Source organism: Frankia sp. AiPs1, from assembly GCF_023716945.1.
Classification (GTDB): domain Bacteria; phylum Actinomycetota; class Actinomycetes; order Frankiales; family Frankiaceae; genus Frankia.
On the sequence record NZ_JAMQQF010000001.1, the window covers coordinates 91,123 to 108,875 of the forward strand.

16 protein-coding genes and 1 tRNA gene are annotated in these 17,753 nt (G+C 71.3%); 8 read left to right on the top strand and 9 right to left on the bottom strand.

The window, feature by feature from the left end:
- The 4 genes from ND748_RS00345 to ND748_RS00360 form a co-directional block, all read right to left on the bottom strand.
- The coding region (locus ND748_RS00345) for a hypothetical protein (RefSeq protein ID WP_251743278.1) at window positions 1-238 on the bottom strand (238 nt) is incomplete at its 3' end.
- A complete protein-coding gene (locus ND748_RS00350) occupies window positions 229-2,478 on the bottom strand; it encodes a serine protease (RefSeq protein ID WP_251743279.1) in 2,250 nt (749 codons plus the stop codon). The genes ND748_RS00350 and ND748_RS00345, both read right to left, overlap by 10 nt.
- Window positions 2,479-2,525: 47 nt before the next feature.
- Window positions 2,526-2,873 (bottom strand): trypco2 family protein, encoded by a 348-nt coding sequence (locus ND748_RS00355; RefSeq protein WP_251743280.1) that lies wholly within the window; start codon window positions 2,871-2,873, stop codon window positions 2,526-2,528.
- Between the two features lie 450 nt (window positions 2,874-3,323).
- Window positions 3,324-3,400 (bottom strand) — tRNA-Ile (locus ND748_RS00360).
- A 475-nt stretch (window positions 3,401-3,875) separates the two neighbouring features.
- Between ND748_RS00360 and ND748_RS00365 the strand changes: the two genes are divergently transcribed.
- Window positions 3,876-4,460: a TetR/AcrR family transcriptional regulator gene (locus ND748_RS00365; RefSeq protein WP_251743281.1), complete on the top strand. Its 585-nt coding sequence runs from the start codon at window positions 3,876-3,878 to the stop codon at window positions 4,458-4,460.
- A gap of 61 nt (window positions 4,461-4,521) precedes the next feature.
- On the opposite strand, the gene ND748_RS00370 is transcribed toward ND748_RS00365, so the two are convergent.
- Genes ND748_RS00370 through ND748_RS00380 form a run of 3 tightly spaced genes read right to left on the bottom strand, consistent with a single transcriptional unit; the run spans window position 4,522 to window position 7,750 of the window.
- Window positions 4,522-5,430: a pantoate--beta-alanine ligase gene (locus ND748_RS00370; protein WP_251743282.1), complete on the bottom strand. Its 909-nt coding sequence runs from the start codon at window positions 5,428-5,430 to the stop codon at window positions 4,522-4,524.
- An 11-nt stretch (window positions 5,431-5,441) separates the two neighbouring features.
- Window positions 5,442-6,497, bottom strand: coding sequence for a hypothetical protein (locus ND748_RS00375; protein WP_251743283.1), 1,056 nt, complete (start codon window positions 6,495-6,497; stop codon window positions 5,442-5,444).
- On the bottom strand, window positions 6,494-7,750 hold the full coding sequence (locus ND748_RS00380; RefSeq protein WP_251743284.1) for an ABC transporter substrate-binding protein: 1,257 nt from the start codon (window positions 7,748-7,750) through the stop codon (window positions 6,494-6,496). The genes ND748_RS00375 and ND748_RS00380 overlap by 4 nt, the downstream gene beginning before the upstream one ends.
- Before the next feature lie 308 nt (window positions 7,751-8,058).
- Between ND748_RS00380 and ND748_RS00385 the strand changes: the two genes are divergently transcribed.
- From ND748_RS00385 to ND748_RS00410, 6 genes are all read left to right on the top strand, one after another.
- Window positions 8,059-8,346, top strand: a complete 288-nt coding sequence (locus ND748_RS00385) for an alcohol dehydrogenase catalytic domain-containing protein (protein WP_251743285.1) — start codon at window positions 8,059-8,061, stop codon at window positions 8,344-8,346.
- A 17-nt stretch (window positions 8,347-8,363) separates the two neighbouring features.
- Entirely contained in the window at window positions 8,364-9,104 is a 741-nt protein-coding gene (locus ND748_RS00390; protein WP_251743286.1) for an SDR family oxidoreductase, read from the top strand.
- Between the two features lie 109 nt (window positions 9,105-9,213).
- On the top strand, window positions 9,214-10,137 hold the full coding sequence (locus tag ND748_RS00395; protein WP_251743287.1) for an LLM class F420-dependent oxidoreductase: 924 nt from the start codon (window positions 9,214-9,216) through the stop codon (window positions 10,135-10,137).
- 351 nt (window positions 10,138-10,488) lie between these two features.
- Window positions 10,489-11,775 carry a glycosyltransferase gene (locus ND748_RS00400; protein ID WP_251743288.1) on the top strand — a complete coding sequence of 429 codons (1,287 nt, stop codon included), beginning with the start codon at window positions 10,489-10,491 and terminating at the stop codon, window positions 11,773-11,775.
- Entirely contained in the window at window positions 11,772-12,791 is a 1,020-nt protein-coding gene (locus ND748_RS00405; RefSeq protein WP_251743289.1) for a glycosyltransferase, read from the top strand. The genes ND748_RS00400 and ND748_RS00405 overlap by 4 nt, the downstream gene beginning before the upstream one ends.
- 91 nt (window positions 12,792-12,882) lie before the next feature.
- Window positions 12,883-14,361, top strand: a complete 1,479-nt coding sequence (locus tag ND748_RS00410; RefSeq protein ID WP_251743290.1) for a glycoside hydrolase family 130 protein — start codon at window positions 12,883-12,885, stop codon at window positions 14,359-14,361.
- A gap of 26 nt (window positions 14,362-14,387) precedes the next feature.
- On the opposite strand, the gene ND748_RS00415 is transcribed toward ND748_RS00410, so the two are convergent.
- A complete protein-coding gene (locus tag ND748_RS00415) occupies window positions 14,388-15,389 on the bottom strand; it encodes a glycosyltransferase family 4 protein (RefSeq protein ID WP_251743291.1) in 1,002 nt (333 codons plus the stop codon).
- Between the two features lie 322 nt (window positions 15,390-15,711).
- Here ND748_RS00415 and ND748_RS00420 point away from each other — a divergent pair, with 322 nt between their 5' ends.
- Complete coding sequence (locus ND748_RS00420; protein WP_251743292.1) at window positions 15,712-16,338, top strand: malonic semialdehyde reductase; 627 nt, start codon at window positions 15,712-15,714, stop codon at window positions 16,336-16,338.
- Between the two features lie 161 nt (window positions 16,339-16,499).
- Here the strand turns inward: ND748_RS00420 and ND748_RS00425 are convergent, their stop codons facing one another.
- Entirely contained in the window at window positions 16,500-16,982 is a 483-nt protein-coding gene (locus ND748_RS00425; RefSeq protein ID WP_251743293.1) for a class F sortase, read from the bottom strand.
- Between the last annotated feature and the right edge of the window lie 771 nt (window positions 16,983-17,753).

Consider the following 17,753-nt stretch of genomic DNA (forward strand, 5'->3'; position numbering starts at 1 on the left):
GACGGACCTCCGCCAAGCGGCGGTAGAGGGTGACGGCTTCCTCTACAGTGGCCAACGCTTCCTCGCGCCGACCAAGAACCGCCAATTGCACCGATAGATTGTTCAGCGCATCGGCGACGTTGGGGGTGAAGGCCTCGGGCCGCTCGCTGGCGAGTTGACGGTAGAGGGCGGTCGCCTCCCTGGCGGCATCCAATGCTCTCGACCGCTGATCCAGACCGGACTGGTCACTTAGCGCCATGGCGCTTCCCTCTCGGCAGTCGGCTGGTAGGCAGCCAATTCACGGTGGAGCGCTGCGGCGTCGACGGCGATCGGGCGTTGTCGTTGATCGAGACTGGACTGTCGCGTGGAGAGGCTGGTAAGGAGGCGTGCCAACGCCTCAAGAGTAGCCTGGTCTCGGCGCGACTTGGCTGCTTCCCGTGCCTGTGTCTCGGCCAGTGCTATAAGAGTGTCGGCGGCATCAGCCAACGCAACCGATCTTTGGGGGAAGGCGTCCAAGACGGCGGCAAGCGCCGTGAAGTGGAGCTGAGCGACGGCCGGCGCGACCTGTTTATCGATAATGATCAGCTTGGTAATCAAGTCCGGAAGGTATGGCTGGTGCGCGCTCGCGCGAGCGAGAATCATCAGGCTATCGCGGAGTTGACGGGGCGTGGCGCCGCCAAGCAGTGCTCTCGCCAAGCCTGGTTCGCCGCCATCGGAGCGGGCGCGCAGTGCCTGGCCTATCAGGTGCTCCGCGATCCGATCAGGAACGAGCGACCCCCAGTACGCATTGGGTGGTGACGGGTATAGATCGCGCAGCCACGCGGCCAGCATCGCCAGGTCCGCAGAGTTTTGATCTTTAAGGTGGGGGAGCCGTCTGAGGGTGGCGATAGCCTCCTCCTCGCTGGTGGCCCCGCACAGCGCTGCTGCGACGACGGCCTGATGACGCAGCCTCCAGATGTACTTCCGGGAGAGATGGTGTGGGGGCGCGTCGGCGGTCTCGGCCCAGTAGCGGCCTTCGTGCGCAAGCAGGATGTCGGTGTTTTCGGTGTCTGCGGGGAGCGCTGTGATCGGGTTGGGACCGGCCTGTAGGAGAGCGGCGAGGGCCCGCTCGTGGAGTGCCAGTGCAAGCGTGTAACGCGGATCGTCAAGGTCAGCCGGTATGGCCATAGTCGTGGCAAGCGCCGTCCAGTCGGCCTCGGTGTCCACCTGCGACCAGGCCCGGGCGAGATCAGTCAGTGCTCGCTGGTAGGAGCCGCTGCGGTCGTCCTGCCTGGGCTCTAGGTCGGTAAGCGGCTCCGGGACGAGGCGATTGTCCAGCTTGTCGCGCAGTTCATCGCGAATCTGCCACCACCAGTCGGCCTCGTCGTGCGCGGACCGTGCCAGCAGAAGGATCCGTACCCGCTTCGCAGGTGTCCGCTGTTGCAGCACCCGAAACAGGGCGGACAGATGCCGAGCACGTGCCTCGGCGTAGTCCACGATGAGGAGCACGGGGGTATCAGTCTCGACGATCTTTTCCAGCAGGCCTGCGAGGATCGATCGGGCGAGGAAACCGCTGACCCAGCCAGCTGCCGATAGGTCGTCACAGAGTTCCAAGGCCAGACGAGTCTTGCCCTGCCCACCCGGCCCTGTGATGAGACGCACAGCCCATGGCGCACTTTCCTTCACACACCAGCCGGTGAGATCCCCGATCCAAGAGTCACGCCCGTAGAAGCCGACGACCGTGCGGCCCGGGCGCAGCAGCGACGTCGGCGACCGACGATCACCAACCTGCGCAGGGTCATCGAACAGGCCCGCCAACTCGACGGACTTCAACTCCAGCCGATCGATGCCGCTAACCAGCCTGGCGAACTCCGCGGCCCCAGCGATCGCCGAGATCCGGGTCGCCGACAGCCGGCCGCCGCCGAACGTCTGATGATCCGAAGCCACAACCCCGACCAGTAGGCCACCAGCGAACACCGCCGCCCCCGATACCCCCGCCCACGGCGAATCCGACCCTGGCCACCACGCTGGAATCGGACCATCAACTTGGAAATAGAGCTGATCGCTACGGCTACCGCCGACCGGACTGATCGTTCCTTCGGCCTGCTCCGGTTGGCGAAGCAGGGTCTCCTCATCACGCCCGAGCCGGGGAAAGCCCACCAGTAGGCAGTCCTTCACCGGCTGTTGGCCGGTCAACCAACCCCATCCCACTGGCGTAACCTCCCCGGCCAGGCCAGCACCCTGCTCGAGCCGGACGAGGGCGACATCCGCGACGTCCCCGCCGTCCTCGCCTCGGGGGTAGGCCGATGGCCAGATGACGGTAGCCTTCCGCCAGCCCCCGGCAACGATCCCCCGCACCTCCACGACCGGTAGCTTCCGACCATAGTCATCGAAGACGACATGCGCTGCAGTCAGCACCAGTCCGCCACCCACCAGATAGCCCGAGCCCCGGCTGTAGTCAGGCTTGTCCGCGCTGGCAGGTCCGTCCACCGGAACAGGGGCCCGGATCTCGGCGACCAACCCCTGACTGAAACCTCCGGCCACCACCGCGCCCCGTCCGTGGTCCGTCAGTTGCTGTCGCGGTCCCTGACCCTCACGTCGCGTGTCGTGGTCCCACCGGCCCCGTCAGGAACGATCTCGTGCGGCTGCAACCTCACCTGCAACCGGTGCGTCACCGTTCGCCCCGCCGAGCCGCCACCACCGACCGACACAACCCAGAACTTCACGCCCGCCTCGCCCTTGCCCTCCCGACGTATCTCCAGGCCGAACTCCATGTCGACCGGACCGAGAGTGAACTGGATCGGCTCCCCAGCGCCGGCCAGCTTCGCCGTGGCCAACTCACGGCGCAACGCCTCAATCGCCTCGGCCAGACCAACCTCATCCATGCCAACCCCCGTATGCGCAACGATGCTCATAGAACGGAAGGATCATGGCACGGGGGTCGCACTCCGCACCAGCTCGCGGATCCGACACGCCACCATTTGGCCGAGGTGCCGGCCGAGCCCGAAGACTTCGAATGCCTGAGCGCCGAACGCCGGCGACCTGCATGCCGTCGCCGAAGCCACGACCCACCTCGCGCACGCTCGAAGCCTGTCGTCATCGTCGAAGGTCGAAACCCGCAGAGCAGGGGCCAGAGCTCCGTGCCCACGACGTAATTCTCCTGCAGGGCTTGGCTTCCGGCGCCGGGTGGAACGCCGGCGCCAGGTTGCGGCCCACCAGCTACAGCGGGTAGCTAGTTGCTTCCAAGCTACCTGGGGCTCGAACCGCCGACCCGGATGGATGACCTGGGCATCTGTCGCCGAGTACGGCCTATACAGAGATAGATGGAACCTATTTCTACAGATCAAACGGTTCGTCACGCAGCGTGGTGGGGCGGGTGGGGCTCGAACCCACGACCGACGGATTATGAGTCCGCTGCTCTAACCGGCTGAGCTACCGCCCCCTGAGCCTGGTCCCCGGGCGTCCGACAGTGCTGGAGCGTCGAGTGCCTACAGCGTAGCGGGTGGGTTCGGGCGTGGTCCGGCCGCTCGGGCAGTGGCCCGCGCGGTCGGCGTGACGGCGCCCGCGACGGCACGGCACGGCCCCGGCGGATGGGATCGGCGGACGGGGCGAAGGCGACCAGGGGCTTGCGGGCCGGTGGGTCGCAGCAGGCGCAGACGGCGGGTTGAGGACGGATCCGCCGGCCGGTGCTCAGCGCCGTCCTCGCGCCAATGGCCGCGCTCACCGTCTCATCGGCCGGCTCTGGGACGCCGGACCCCAGCGGGTCCGAACAATCCCGCCACTCGCTTATGAATCCGCTGGTCCGGACGCTCCGTACCGGTTAGGGGGCGTTAGCCTGGCACGAGGCCACGCCGTCGGGTGTCGCGGTCGGGTGTCGCAGGCGGTCGGGTGTCGCAGTGGGCGGGGAACGAGGGGAGATGAGGGTGAGCAGAGGCGGCGCGGTGCGACCGAGCGCCCAGCGGACGCGCGAGCGGCTGCTGCTCGAGGCCGCCCGCATGTTCGCCACCCGCGGGTTCCACGGGACGTCCATCGACGACCTCGGCGCCGCGTCCGGCATCAGCGGGCCGTCCGTGTACAAGCACTTCGGCAGCAAGGACGAGGTGCTCGCCGAGCTGCTGATCGACATCGGGCAGCGGATGCTCGACAGCGGGCAGGCCGTCGTCGCGGCCGCGAGCGACGACGCGGACGCGCTGCGCCAGCTCATCGCCGGTCACGCCGGTTTCGCCACCAGCGAGCCCGACCTGATCAGGGTGCACGACCGGGACATGGCGAACCTCTCGGCCGAGGCGGCCCACCAGGTCAGGTCCCGGCAGCTCGCCTACACCCGGCTGTGGGTGACGCCCCTGCGCGCCCTGCGGCCCGGTCTCACCGAACGGCAGGCCCAGATCGAAGTGCATGCGATCTTCGGGCTGCTGAACTCGACGAAGTACAGCGACATCGGGATCGCGGCGCGCACCCGGCTGATCGGGATGGCCGAGCGCGCGCTCGCGCTGTCCGCCTGACGGTCCGCACGAAGCGGGTGACGAGTGATGGGTAACGGGTGACGGGTGAGGGTGACCGCCACTAGCCCGAGGTTCGACGACCGGTGGGCGGGGCAGCGACGGTGGCCCCGACGTCGGGGACGGTGACCCCGACGTTGTCGAACAGGTGCGTGCCGGTGAAGTCGGCGGACACCAGCAGCCGCAGTTCACCGGCCAGCGGGTCGACCCGGGCGAGCGTGGCCGCGTCGACCACCTCGGCGTAGTCGACCGGCGCCACCGCCGAGATCCGCCGCCGCAGCAGGGACCGGATCGCCGCCGCGTCCCGTTCACCCGCCTCGACGGCGGCCGCGGCCCCCGTCAGCGCCGCGTACAGCGTGGGTGCGGCGGCCCGGTCCGCGGCGGACAGCCGGCTGTTGCGGCTGGCGGCGCACAGGCCGTCGGCGAGCCGGACGACGGGGCACGCGACGATCTCGGCCCGGATCGACAGGTCCACGACCATGCGGCGCAGCACCGTCAGCGGCACCCAGTCCTTCTCACCCGTGTACGCCCGGCACGGGCCGACGATGTTGTAGTACTTCGCCAGCGCCGTGGCCGCCATCCGCATGAACGACGGGTCCTCGGCGTTCTCCCACGGCGCGGCCAGCTCGTCGGCCGGCACGACGGCCGTGCGCACCGGGAGTTCGGGGTACATCTCGGCCACGGCCGGGCGGAACACCAGGTTCACCCCGGCGTCGAAGGCGAGGGCGGCGTCGGCGTCGAAGTCCCGGTCGTAGGCGGGGACCGCGTCGGAGGTCACGCCGGGGACCGGGGCCAGGAACAGCGGCATGATCGACAGGTCGCACTCGGCGGCCATCCGACGGATCACCGACAGGTGCCCCTCGTGCAGGGCGCCGCTCGTCCCGAAGAAGCCCACCCGCCCACCGGCGGCGCGTACCGCGTCCGCCACCGCCCGCACCTCGGCGATCGTGGTGACCGTGCCGCTCCCGCTCATGGCGCTCCCGCTCACGGCGCCGCCTCGCCCAGGACGGTGTCACTCGACGTGATCATGGGCAGGTCCAGCACGGAGACGCAGCCGGGCGGCGCGGCGACCAGGGCGGCGAGCACGTTGATCGCCCGGGCCGCGTTGAGCTGGGCGTTCGCCGCCGCCGCCGCGGTCCCCGCCGGCCAGCTCAGGGTGGCGACCAACGGCGGGGAGGCGTCGAGTTCCACCGTCCACGCCGGCTCCCGCTCGGTCTCTCGCCAGCCCGCGCCGAGCCCGAGCACGGCGGTCTGCTCGTTGGTGATCGTCAGGTAGGCGGCCGGTCCGCTGTAGGCGGTCCAGGTCCAGCGGACCCCGGCGACCGTGCCCGCCTCGACGGTGAGGCCGCTGCCGGGCAGCGTCACGGTCGCGGCGGCCAGTGCGGTCCGCTTGGCCGTCTGCTCGATCCGGGTGAACGGGACGCGCAGCGCCGCGGCCACCATCCTGGCCGAGGACGTCATCAGCCACAGCCAGCCGGCGTCCAGCGCCGCGGCGCTCGCGGTCTCGCCGGGTGGCAGCCCGAGGCCCAGCCCGTCGCGAAGCTGCGCGGCGGACGGGTAGTGCGCCACGTGGTTGCGCTGGACGGCGTCGATGTGCCGCACGGAGCCGGTGTAGCCGGTGAGGAAGATCGGCAGGACGTCGCTGATCAGCCCCGGGATGTTGCCGCCGGCGGCGAACGTCGAGCCGCCCGCGCGGCAGGCCTCGGCCAGCAGGGCCTGTTCCGGTTCGCCGTCGAGGAAGTAGCCGCCGAGCCCGGTGTAGACGTTGATGCCGGCGGCGAGCAGCCGGGCGATCGACTCCGGGTCGTAGCCCTGCGCGCTCCAGATCGCCGCGTCGGGAGCCAGCGCGATCACGTCGTCGAGGCTGCGGGTGGTGGTGATGCCCAGCGGGGGAATGCCCACCACGTCACCCGCGTCGCGACCGGCCTTCTCCTCGCCGTGGACCAGGACCCCGACCAGCTTCATCCGCGGATGGCGGGCCAGCCGGCGGACGATCTCGGCGCCGACCCCGCCGGTGAAGCACTGCACGACCCTGATCATCGCAGCGCCACCACCTGGGCGTCGGTGGCCTTGCCGGCGTCGAACCGTTCGAAGATGTTGCTGCTCGAGCACACCGAGACCAGCGGCGGGAGCGCCGTGCCGTCGCAGGTGAAGGTGATCCCGTGCCCGATCGGCAGCGGCACGTTCTTCGCGCTCTTCACCGCCGCGATGACGGCGGCGGGGCTGATGTCGCCCCGGATTCCCTGGGCCGCCCGGATGAACGACATCATGCCCTGGTAGCCGATGCCGGCGTAGCCGCCCGTCGGGGTGTCCGGCGCGTACCTGGCCATGATCGCGTCGTAGCGGCGCACCTCGGGATCATCCTTGCTGATCACGTCGTACGGGGTGGCGACCTGGGTGCCGTCGATGGCGGAGCCGACCGCGTCCAGGACGCTGCGTTCCACGCAGGGCTGGGTGATCAGCCTGTCGGCGCTGGTGCCGACGGTCGCCAGGGCCTTGATGACGCTGATGCACACCGTCGACTCGCCGATGACGGCGACCGCGTCGGGCTTGCGCCGCAGCGCCGCGCTGACGATCGGGGTGGCGTCCGGGGTCCCGGCCGGGACGGTGGCGACCGTGAAGTCCACCCCGGCGGCCTTGAACGCCGGCGCCCCGAGCTGCTGGGCGGCGCCGATCGCGGACGGCGAGTCGATGACGAACGCGGTGAACGATCGGTAGCCCTTGTCCTTGGCGTACTTCGCCCACGCGCGCAGGATCGAGGGGAAGCCGCCCGTCCAGACGAACGAGGCGGCCGACGTCAGCTCGGGTGCCGTCGCTCCGTTGGCGGTGATGTACGGGATGCCGGCCCCGGTCACGATCGGCGCGATCGTCGCGCCCAGGCCCGTCGAGGTCACGACCAGCGCGTCCGCTTTCGCCTCGACCACCTTGTTGGCGCAGGTCCGGGCGGTGGCGACCTCCTCCCTCGTCGGGCAGGTCAGCACGATGTCGATCCGGTGCCCGCCGATGCCGCCGAGGTTGTCGTTCGCGTAGCTGACCGCCGCCTTGGCCGCCGCGGTCGTCTCGGGCTGGCTGATCGCCGCCCCGCCCTCGTTCGTGATGATCGCGACGCGTACCGGCGCCGACGCCGACGTCTTCGTGCCCGGAAAGAGGCTCGGGTCGGCCGACACGGCCGCTGCGCCCGCGGCGGAACCGCTCGATCCGCAGGCGGCCGTCGTCAGGACGAGCGCGGAGAGCACCGTAGCGGCCAGCGCGCGCGGGGCAAGGCCCGCGCAGCGTAACGGGATGATCGACATCGTCGGTCCTTTGCCTCGGAGGCGGGGTCCTCCGCCGGGCGGTCGGCCTGTGCCGGACGTCACAGCGGTGATCCAGGAAGGTAGAGCCCCACGCCGCCCAAGTCAACGTTCGTTAGCCAGCGACCTCGCGAATCATCACATCAGCACTGTCTCATCGGGTGTGGAACTCGCTGATTGACCACAGGAGTGAACGAGCGTTAGCCTCCTCTTCGCACCCGTCCCATCCCGTTTCGTTCCGTCCAGTTCCGCCCCGCATCGCATCCGCCCCGCCCCGCATCGCATCGCATCGCATCGCATCGGAGCAGGCCATGAGCGTCGGCATCGCCAGTGCCGTGGACACCTTCGCGACCGCGCAGCTGGAGACCATCCCCCCGGGGAGGCACGACGTGGTCGTCGCGGTCGGCGCCAGCGGGATCTGCGCCAGCGACTTCAGCGTGCTCGCCGGCCGGCTGCCCTTCGAGCTGCCGTTGGCGCTCGGGCACGAGCTGGCCGGCTGGGTGGTCGAGGTCGGCGCGGACGTCAGCGCACCCGCCACCCGCCACCCGTCGGCGGAACGCGCCGGACCCGGACGCGCCGGTTGGCCGCATCCGCCGTGAGCACCCGAAAGGCTGACATGACCCTCTCCGGCAAGACCGCGCTCGTCACCGGTGCCGGCCGTGGCATCGGCCGTGCCATCGCCCGTCGGCTCGCCCGCGACGGTGCGGCCGTCATCGTGAACTACTCGGCCAGCGCCGAGCTGGCCGCCAGCCTGGTCAAGGAGATCGAGGCGGCCGGCGGTGACGCCTGGGCGGAGCAGGCCGACGTCGCCGATCTGGTCCAGATCGACGATCTGTTCACGCGGATCCGGGCCCGCACCGATCGCGTCGACGTGCTCGTCAACAACGCCGGACGCGGGGCCGGCGGCATGCCGACGCTGACGGCGACGACGCCGGCGATCTACGACTCCACGTTCGGTCTCAACGCCCGCGGCCTGTTCTTCGTGACGCAGCGGGCGGTCGAGCTCATGCCCGACGGCGGGCGCGTCATCAGCATCGGTAGTGGCAGCTCGTCGACCCGCCAACCCGGACTGTCGGCGTACGCGGGCAGCAAGGCGGCGATCGAGGCCTTCACCCGCGTCTGGGCCACCGAGCTGGCCCCCCGCCAGGTGACGGTGAACGCGGTGGTCCCCGGCATCGTGGACACCGACCTGATCCGCAACGGGATGACCCCGCAGCTCGCCGAGCACTACGGCAGCCTTGTCCCGCTCGGCCGACTCGGCCAGCCCGACGACATCGCCGACGTGGTGGCCTTCCTCGCCGGCGACGACGCCCGCTGGATCACCGGCCAGTGCGTGACGGCCAGCGGCGGCGCCTGACCGGCGACCCGGACCAGCAGCCCCCTTCCACCGCCCCCCTTCCACCGCCCGCCATCCACCGCCCGCCATCCACCGCCCGCCGCCCGCCATCGCAGTCAGGAGCGCCGTCGTGCACGTCACCGTCGAGTTCCCCGTTTCGGACCCGCACTACAGCCCCGAGCTGGTGACCGCGGCGGGGGTCACCCGGGTGGTCCAGACGGCCGAGCGGCTGGGCTACGCGGCGGTCGCCTTCACCGAACACCCGGCGCCGTCGCTGAAGTGGCTCAGGTCGGGCGGGCACGAGGCGCTCGACGTCGTCCCGGCGCTGGCGTTCTGCGCCGCCGCGACGACCCGGCTTCGCCTCATGACGTACCTGCTGGTGCTGCCCTACCGCAATCCGCTGCTCACGGCCCGGGCGGCGGCGACCCTGGACATCCTGTCCGAGGGCAGGCTGACCGTCGTCGCCGGAACCGGCTACCTGCGTTCGGAGTTCCGGGCCCTGGGCGTGGACTTCGACGAGCGCAACCTGCTGTTCGACGAGGCGCTCGAGGTGCTGCGGGGCGTGTGGAGCCGATCCCCCTTCGACTACGACGGCCGGCACTTCACCGCCGCCTCGGTCGCCGCGCTCCCGATGCCCGTCACGCCGGGCGGTCCGCCGATCTGGGTCGGCGGCAACAGTGCCGTGGCCCGGCGCCGGGCGGCCCGGGTGCAGGGCTGGAGTCCCCTGATGATCCCCGACGCGATCGCCGGCCCGACGCGCATGCCCGCCATGACGACGTTCGCCCAGCTCAGGTCGGCGGTGGCGGAGATCAACGACCTCGCTTCGAGGGAGCGGGGACGGGACGTCACCATCGACGTCCAGCTCCAGTCCCTGCAGAGCGCCTGGCTGCAGGACCCGAACGGCTCCCCCGACGAGCACCGGGACTTCCTCGGCCAGGCCGGGCAGGCGGGGGCGACCTGGTTCGTCGTGCAGCCCCCCGGGCACAGCGTGGCGGCCTGCGTCGAGGCCCTCGAACGCTACGCCGACGTCGTCGACCTCACGGCTGAGCTGTAGGGGGCTGCCGTGGCGGGTCGCCCCTGGGGGCGGTGACGACCTCGCGGTGTGGTGGGTGACGACCTCGCGGTGTGGTGGTGACGTTGCTTCCCGAGACGCCGAGGGCTATACAGGGATTAGCACTCGGCAAGGTCGAGTGCCAACCTCTGGCGCGACGGGTGCCTGGGCCCACGACTCGGCCCTACGTTTTCGTTGCTTGGCCCCGCTGGCGGCCGGCACTCCTCCCCGCAGGCATGAGCCTCAGGAGGATCTATCGCATTATCGCCGAGCACAGCGCATCCACGCCGAGCACAGCACTCGCGTGCCCGCCGGCCGACTCGGTGTCGGCACCTGACCGGAAGGTGGGCCTCTGTGCCCCTCCGCTACGGCTTTCTCAGCACCTATCCCCCGACCCAGTGCGGCCTCGCCACCTTCACGGCCGCCCTTCTGGACGAGCTGGCCAGCCCGGTGCCCGGCGCCGCCAGCGGGGTGGTCCGGCTGCTCGACGCGCCCGCGGGGCCCGGACCACGGCCAGCCGCCGTCGTCGGCGACCTGGTGGCCGGGGCCCAGGGCGGCCCGCGTCGCGCGGCGCGGCTGCTGAACGGCTTCGACGTCGCGGTCGTGCAGCACGAGTACGGGGTCTACGGCGGCCCGGACGGCGACGAGGTGCTCGAGGTGCTCGACAACCTCGAGGTGCCGGTGGTGGTCGTCCTGCACACCGTGCTCGTGCGCCCGACCCCGCACCAGCGCAAGGTCCTGGAGGCGCTGGTCGCGTCCGCGGACGCGGTCGTCGTGATGACCGAGACCGCGCGGGCCCGGCTGGTCGACGGATACCGGGCTCACCCGCACCTGGTCTCGGTCATCCCCCACGGCGCGGCCGAGAACCGCCGCGCCGCGCCCGCACGCTCCGCCCGGCCGACCGTCCTCACCTGGGGTCTGCTCGGCCCGGGCAAAGGCATCGAATGGGGCATCGCGGCGATGGCGGAGCTGGCCGACCTCGACCCGGCTCCGCGCTACCTCGTCGCGGGCCTGACCCATCCCAAGGTGCTCGCCCGGGAGGGCGAGGCGTACCGCGAGGGACTTGCCGCGCTGGCCGGTCGGCTCGGCGTAACCGATTCGGTGGCCTTCGACCACCGCTATCTCGACCCGGGCACCCTCGCCGAGCTCGTGAGCGGCGCCGACGTCGTCCTGCTCCCCTACGACTCCGTCGACCAGGTCACCTCCGGCATCCTCATCGAGGCGGTCGCGGCGCTGCGGCCCGTCGTCGCCACCCGCTTCCCGCACGCGGTCGAGCTGCTCGGCGACGGCACCGGCCTGCTCGTGCCCCACGGTGACGTGGCGGCGATCGCGGCGGCGGTGCGCAGCATCATCACCGACGACGGCGTCGTGCGAGGGCTGGCAAGCGCCACCGCCGCTCACGCACCCGAGCTGCTGTGGCCGGCGGTGGCGCAGCGCTACCGCCGGCTGGCCGCCGGGTTGGCCGCCCGCACCGGGAGCAGGCCCGGCGTCGCGCCCGTGGCCCAGCGGGCCCCCGCGACGGCGACCCCATCCGTCACGGCAGCCCCACCTGTCCCGGCAGCCCCACCCGTCACGGCAACAGCGCCCGTCACGGCAGCCTCACCCGTCCCGGCAACAGCGCCCGCGACGGCGGGCCGGTGACGACCACGATCTCGTTCAACCACCTACTCCGGCTCAGCGACGACATCGGCCTGTTCGAGCACGCCCTCGGCACGATTCCACGCCGGGAGTACGGGTACTGCGTGGACGACGTTGCTCGCGGGCTGGTCGTCCTCTCCCGCGAGCCGTCGCCGCCGCTGGAGCTCATCCGCCTGCTCGAGCGCTATCTCACCTTCGTGCTGGCGGCGCAGGCGCCGGACGGAGCCATCGTCAACCGGCGCGACGCCGACGGTCGCTGGCTCGACAACCCCGAGGTCGGCGACTGCTGGGGCCGCGCCCTGTGGGGGCTGGGTACCGCGGCGGCACTGGCACCCACCGCGCGGCTGCGGGCGCTGGCCCGCGACGGGTTTCATGCCAGCGCCACCCGACGTTCCCCCTGGCCGCGGGCCATGACGTTCGCCGCCCTCGGCGCCGGCGAGATGCTGCTCGCCCACCCGGACGACACCGGGGCCCGTGCCCTGCTCACGGATGCCGTCGCCGCGATCGGCCCGATCAGCGACGATCCCGCGTGGCCGTGGCCCGAGCCCACGCTGCGCTACGCCAACGCGGCGGTGCCGGAGGCGCTGATCCTCGCCGGCATCTGCCTGCCCGACTCCGTGGCGCTCGCGAACGGATCACGGCTGCTGGCCTGGCTGCTCCACGTGGAGACCCGGGGCGGGACGCTGTCCCCGACCCCCGTCGACGGCCGGCGCCCCCGCGGTGATCGCAGGCCCGGCTTCGACCAGCAACCCATCGAGGCCGCGGCCATCGCGGACGCCTGCGCGCGGGCCTATGCCGCGACCGGCCGCAACCGGTGGCTCACCGGCCTCGACCGGGCGCACGGATGGTTCCTCGGTGACAACGACAACGGCACCCCGCTGATCGACGTCGCGACCGGCGGTTGCCACGACGGCCTCGAACCCGAGGGATGCAACGCCAACCAGGGCGCGGAGTCGACCCTCGCCCTGCTCTCGACCGCGCAGCACGCTCGCCGCCTGCTCGCGCCAAGGACTCCGTGACCGGCGAGTCGGACACCGGCGAGTCGGACACCAGCGAACCCGACACCGGCGAATCCGACACCGGCGAATCCGACACCGTGAGCCGGACGCCGTGACCCTTGAGTCCGACCTGGTTACCCGGCATCCACTGATACTGACCGCGGACCCCGGCAGGGTCATCGCGAAGCTGTTCCTCCCCGGCGAGGAGGGCAGCGAGGTGCACTCCCGGGCCGCGGGCATCGTGGCCAGAGTGCTCGCGTTGAGCGACGACGAGGTCGCCGGCCTCGTCGCCGCCCTGCTCGACCGGTTCGGGCCCCGGCACCGGGACTACCGAGACATCCTGACGCGACACGCCGCGATCGTGGCACCTCGGGTCCCCACCCAGGCGGAGCTGTCGCCGGCGCGCTCGCTGCTACTCGGCGCGTGCTTCACCGCCGAGTACGCGGTGGAGGGCGCGGCCGTCACCAATCCCTCGGCCGTCGCGCACCCCGACCAGTCGGACCTTCCGCCCGGCGCGCTGCGGCTGGCGCTGAGCCTGCGTGCCGTCGGCGAGGGGCACCTGTCGTCGATCGGCTTCGCGGTCGCCGTGATCGGCCCTGGCCCGGCGGTGCGGTTGGAGCCGCGCAGCGGCCCGCTCACCACCGGCGTGGCCGTGCCGGTCACCTGGGCGCACGGTCGGCTGCGTGCCCTGCTCACCGACCACGGCCTCGACGACGAGGTGACGCGTTCGGTCCTCGACGCCCTCGACCGGAGCCTGGCCGACGGTGACCTCGAACAGGCCTTCGCCAGCATGCCCGCGGATCTCCTGCGCCGTCCCCAGGCCGCCGGCATCCTGGCCGGGATCCGGTCCGTCGCCGGAACGCTGCGCAGAATCGAGTTCCCGGCGGACAGCGGTCTCGCGCAGCGGGTGCTGTGGCCCACCGTCGCCAGCGAGAGCAACGGAATGGAGGACGCGCGGTTCGTCCGTTTCACCGCGCCGGACGGGACCGTCGACTATCGGGCGACCTACACCGCCTATGACGGCACCGAAATCCGGCCGAGGCTGCTCACCAGCCCCGACCTGCGAACGTTCACGACGTCCCCGCTCATCGGCCCGGCAGCGCGGAACAAGGGGATGGCGTTGTTCCCCCGGCTCGTCGGCGGCCGTCACCTCGCGCTCTGCCGATCCGACGGGCAGACCACCGGTCTGACGGCCTCCGCTGACGGGCTGGTCTGGGAGCCGTTCCGCCCGATCCACGAGCCGACGGCGACCTTCGAACTCATCCAGGTCGGCAACTGCGGTTCGCCCATCGAGACCGCGGCGGGCTGGCTCGTGCTCACCCACGGGGTCGGGCCGATGCGCACCTATTCGATGGGTGCGATCCTGCTCGATCTGGCGGACCCGGCCACGGTGATCGCGGCGCTGCCCGAGCCGCTGCTCACCCCGATCGCGACCGAGGCCGAGGGCTACGTCCCCAACGTCGTCTACTCCTGCGGCGGCCTGGTCCACGACGGCCGGTTGTGGTTGCCCCACGGGATCGGTGACTCCCGGGTCGGGATGGCGAGCGTGCCCGTCGATGCCCTGCTCGCCCGGATGACCCCCCGGGCCTGACCCCGAACCCCGAACCGGGGAACCTGTCAGCCGAGGAGGCGTTCGTAGACGGCGAGGTAGTCGGTGACCATCCGAGCTGTCGAGAACCGTCGACTCGCCGTCGCCCGGCAGGCCGCCCGGTCGAGGCCGGCGGCCCGACCCACCGCGGCCGCCGCGGCCACCGGGCCGTCGACCAGGAACCCGGTCACCGCCTCGTCGACGATCTCCGGCATGGCCCCGCGTGGGTAGGTGACGACCGGCGTACCGCAGGCCATCGCCTCCACGACCGCGAGGCCGAACGGCTCGTCGAACGCGATCGGATGGAGCAGCGCCGCGGCGGAACCCAGCACCTCGGCCCGCCGGGACGGCCCCACCGGCCCGAGATAGCTCACGGCGTCTCCGTCGACGTGGGGCAGCACCTGCTCCGCGAAGTAGCGCTCGTCCTGGACGATCCCGCAGATCGCCAGCCGCCGGCCGGCCATCCGCGCGATCTCGATGGCCGCCGCGGTGCCCTTGTCGGGATGGATCCGGCCGAGTACCACCAGATCCTCCCCGCCGGCCGCCGAGAACGGCAGGGCCGCCAGATCGATGCCGTGGTGCACCGTCGCGACATAGTCCAGTTCCGGGCTGCGATCGGCGTCGGAGATGGACACGTAGGCGGAGGCCGCCCGGCGGTAGGCGGGGATGATGCGCGGGTCCGAGAATCCGTGGACCGTCGTGACCATCGGGGCCCGGACATGTGCCGCGAACGCCAACGGCAGCCAGTCGAGATGACTGTGCACGAGGTCGAACTCGGCGGAGCGGGCCAGCGCATGGGACACGTGCAACGCCTCCCACACCCGGCCGTCGAGCGCTGGGTCCTCGGCGTACCCGTGCGGGCAGACGCCGTCCAGCTTCCCGGCCGTGCGCGAGTCCAACGTTGCGAACAGGGTGACATCGACGCCGCGCGCCACCAGGCCCTCCGCGAGGTGGCTGGCGATCTGCTCCCACGGGCCGTAATGCCGCGGCGGGGTGCGCCACGCCACCGGCGCCAGCATCGCGACCTTCACACCGCGCCCCGCATCGTCCTGTCCATCACCCTGTCGATCTTCCTGTCGATTGCCCTGTCGATCACCATGCGCAGCCGCCTCGAAGCCGGGGGTGTCCGTGGACCATGCGCGAACAGTACTGAGACCGTGTGGGTACCGGACAGCAGGTCCGCGTGGCCGCGCCCGGCGGGGTTGCTGCGCCGGGCGAGGTTGCTGCGCCGGGCGAGGTGGAGCCGTCCTTGCCGGGATGTGGTGCAGCGAACACCGCGCGGGGAACACGGAGCGGTCTGGCTAGAGTTACGCCTGCCGTACGAGGAGCCACACATACCCAGGGAGCACACGCATGACCTCTGCCGTCGAGAGCATCGAGGCGACGGGCGTTCCCAGCCTCGACGAGGCGGGCCGCGCCCTGCTGTTCACCGAGGCGCGGACGGCGAACGCCTTCGCGGACACCCCGATCAGCGACGAGCAGCTCGCTGGCATCTGGGAGCTCACCCGGTGGGCGCCGACCAGCGCCAACCTGCAGCCGCTGCGGGTGACCTTCGTGCGCACGCCCGAGGGCAAGGAGCGGCTGCTGCCGCTGATGGCCGAGGGCAACCGGGTCAAGACCGCCTCGGCGCCCGTCACCGCCATCCTCGCCGTCGACTCGCGCTTCCACGAGCACGCCCCCACGCTGCTGCCGATCCGGCCGCAGATGCGCGACGCCCTCGAGGCGGACGAGGCCACCCGTAGCGCCATGACCCAGGTCAACGGGCCGCTGCAGGCGGGCTACTTCATCCTCGCCATCCGCGCCCAGGGCCTGGTGGCCGGGCCGATGGCCGGCTTCGACGCCGCGGCGATCGACGCCGAGTTCTTCCCGGAAGGCCGCTGGAAGTCCCTGCTCGTCATCAACATCGGCCACCCCGGCGAGAACCCCTGGTTCGACCGGCTCCCCCGGCTCGACCCCGCCGACGTCGTCCGCTGGGCCTGACCCCCGACACGAGCCGAGGAAGGCCAGGGTCGAACGTCTCCGCACGATCACCGACGGCCACGTCGTCCCCCGGTGACGAGCCGTCGGTGATCTTTCGCGTCGACCACTCCGGACCACTCGTTGCCAGTGGGCGCCTGCTGCGCGACCAATCCTGGGGATGACTACCCCGGAGCCTCGTCCGTGGTGATGGAGACGAGTGAGGTGTACGCGACGACGTTGGACTGATAGCTGCGGGTCCGGGTGTCGAACACCCCTCCACAGGTGACGAGTTGCAGCGCACTGTAGCCATGCGATCCGTATACCTGGCGTGCCGGAAACTGTCGTTTCGAATACATTCTCACCGCACTGACCTCGAAGTGCGCGATCGCACCGTCGGCCAAGGTCACGTCGACCCGGTCACCCGCCTTCAGGTGTCGAAGCCGGAAGAACACCGCCGGACCGCTGCGTGAGTCGACGTGCCCCAGGATGACCGCCGAGCCCACCTGCCCAGGCGAGGGTCCGAGCCGAAACCAGCCCGGTTCCTGAAAATCGGTGGGCACCTCCACCGTGCGATCGGGATTGAGCCCCAGCGCAGACACCGGAACCCTCACTCCGATCGCCGGGATACGCAACGCGACCGGATTCGAGCGGACCGCTGTACTCACGGCCCGCCGTCCGTCCGCCCTGTCCTCGGCCGCGGGCGGCGGTGCGGCCGAGGATTCCTCCGGGCCTTCCAGGACGGTTCGATGGCCGCGCAGGCCAGCTTCGAGACTCCCTCCCGCGATGAGCAGGAGCACAGCGGCGAGTGCCCACCAGCGCCACGCCCGGCGCCGAGTGGCCTCGGTCGCCCGGGCGGAGATCATTCATCGCCGTCCTGCCTACCGCCGATCGCCCTGTCCTGGCTCCAACCGTCATCGATAAGAAGCTCACGGCGCCGTCGGCTGGCGAACCCGATCGCGAGGCCGGCTCCCATCACGGCCATCGCGCCGATGGCCAACTGCGTGCGGCCACTCGTGTAGGTCGCTCCCCCTGCACCCGTCTCCGGATGCCCCGCGGGGATGACCTCACCACCGGTGCCACCGCCTCCAGCCCCAGCACCTCCGGCCCCGATGCCGCCAACCACACCGCCACCGACTCCGGCACCGCCTATCCCGCCACCGCCACCGCCGGGCCCACCGCCACCGGAGCCACCGGGACCACCGGGACCACCGGGACCACCGGGACCACCGGGACCGAAGATCTCACCGATATCTCCGAGATCGAATCCGCCACCGCCGAAGCCGCCGCCCCTCGGCCTTGTCGGGGTCGGACTAATCGATGGACTTGGCGTGATCGTGGGCGTCATCGTCGGCGTGACCGTCGGCGTCACCGTCGGAATCACGGTCGGCGTCACCGTCGGAATCACCGTCGGCGTGACCGTCGGAATCACGGTCGGC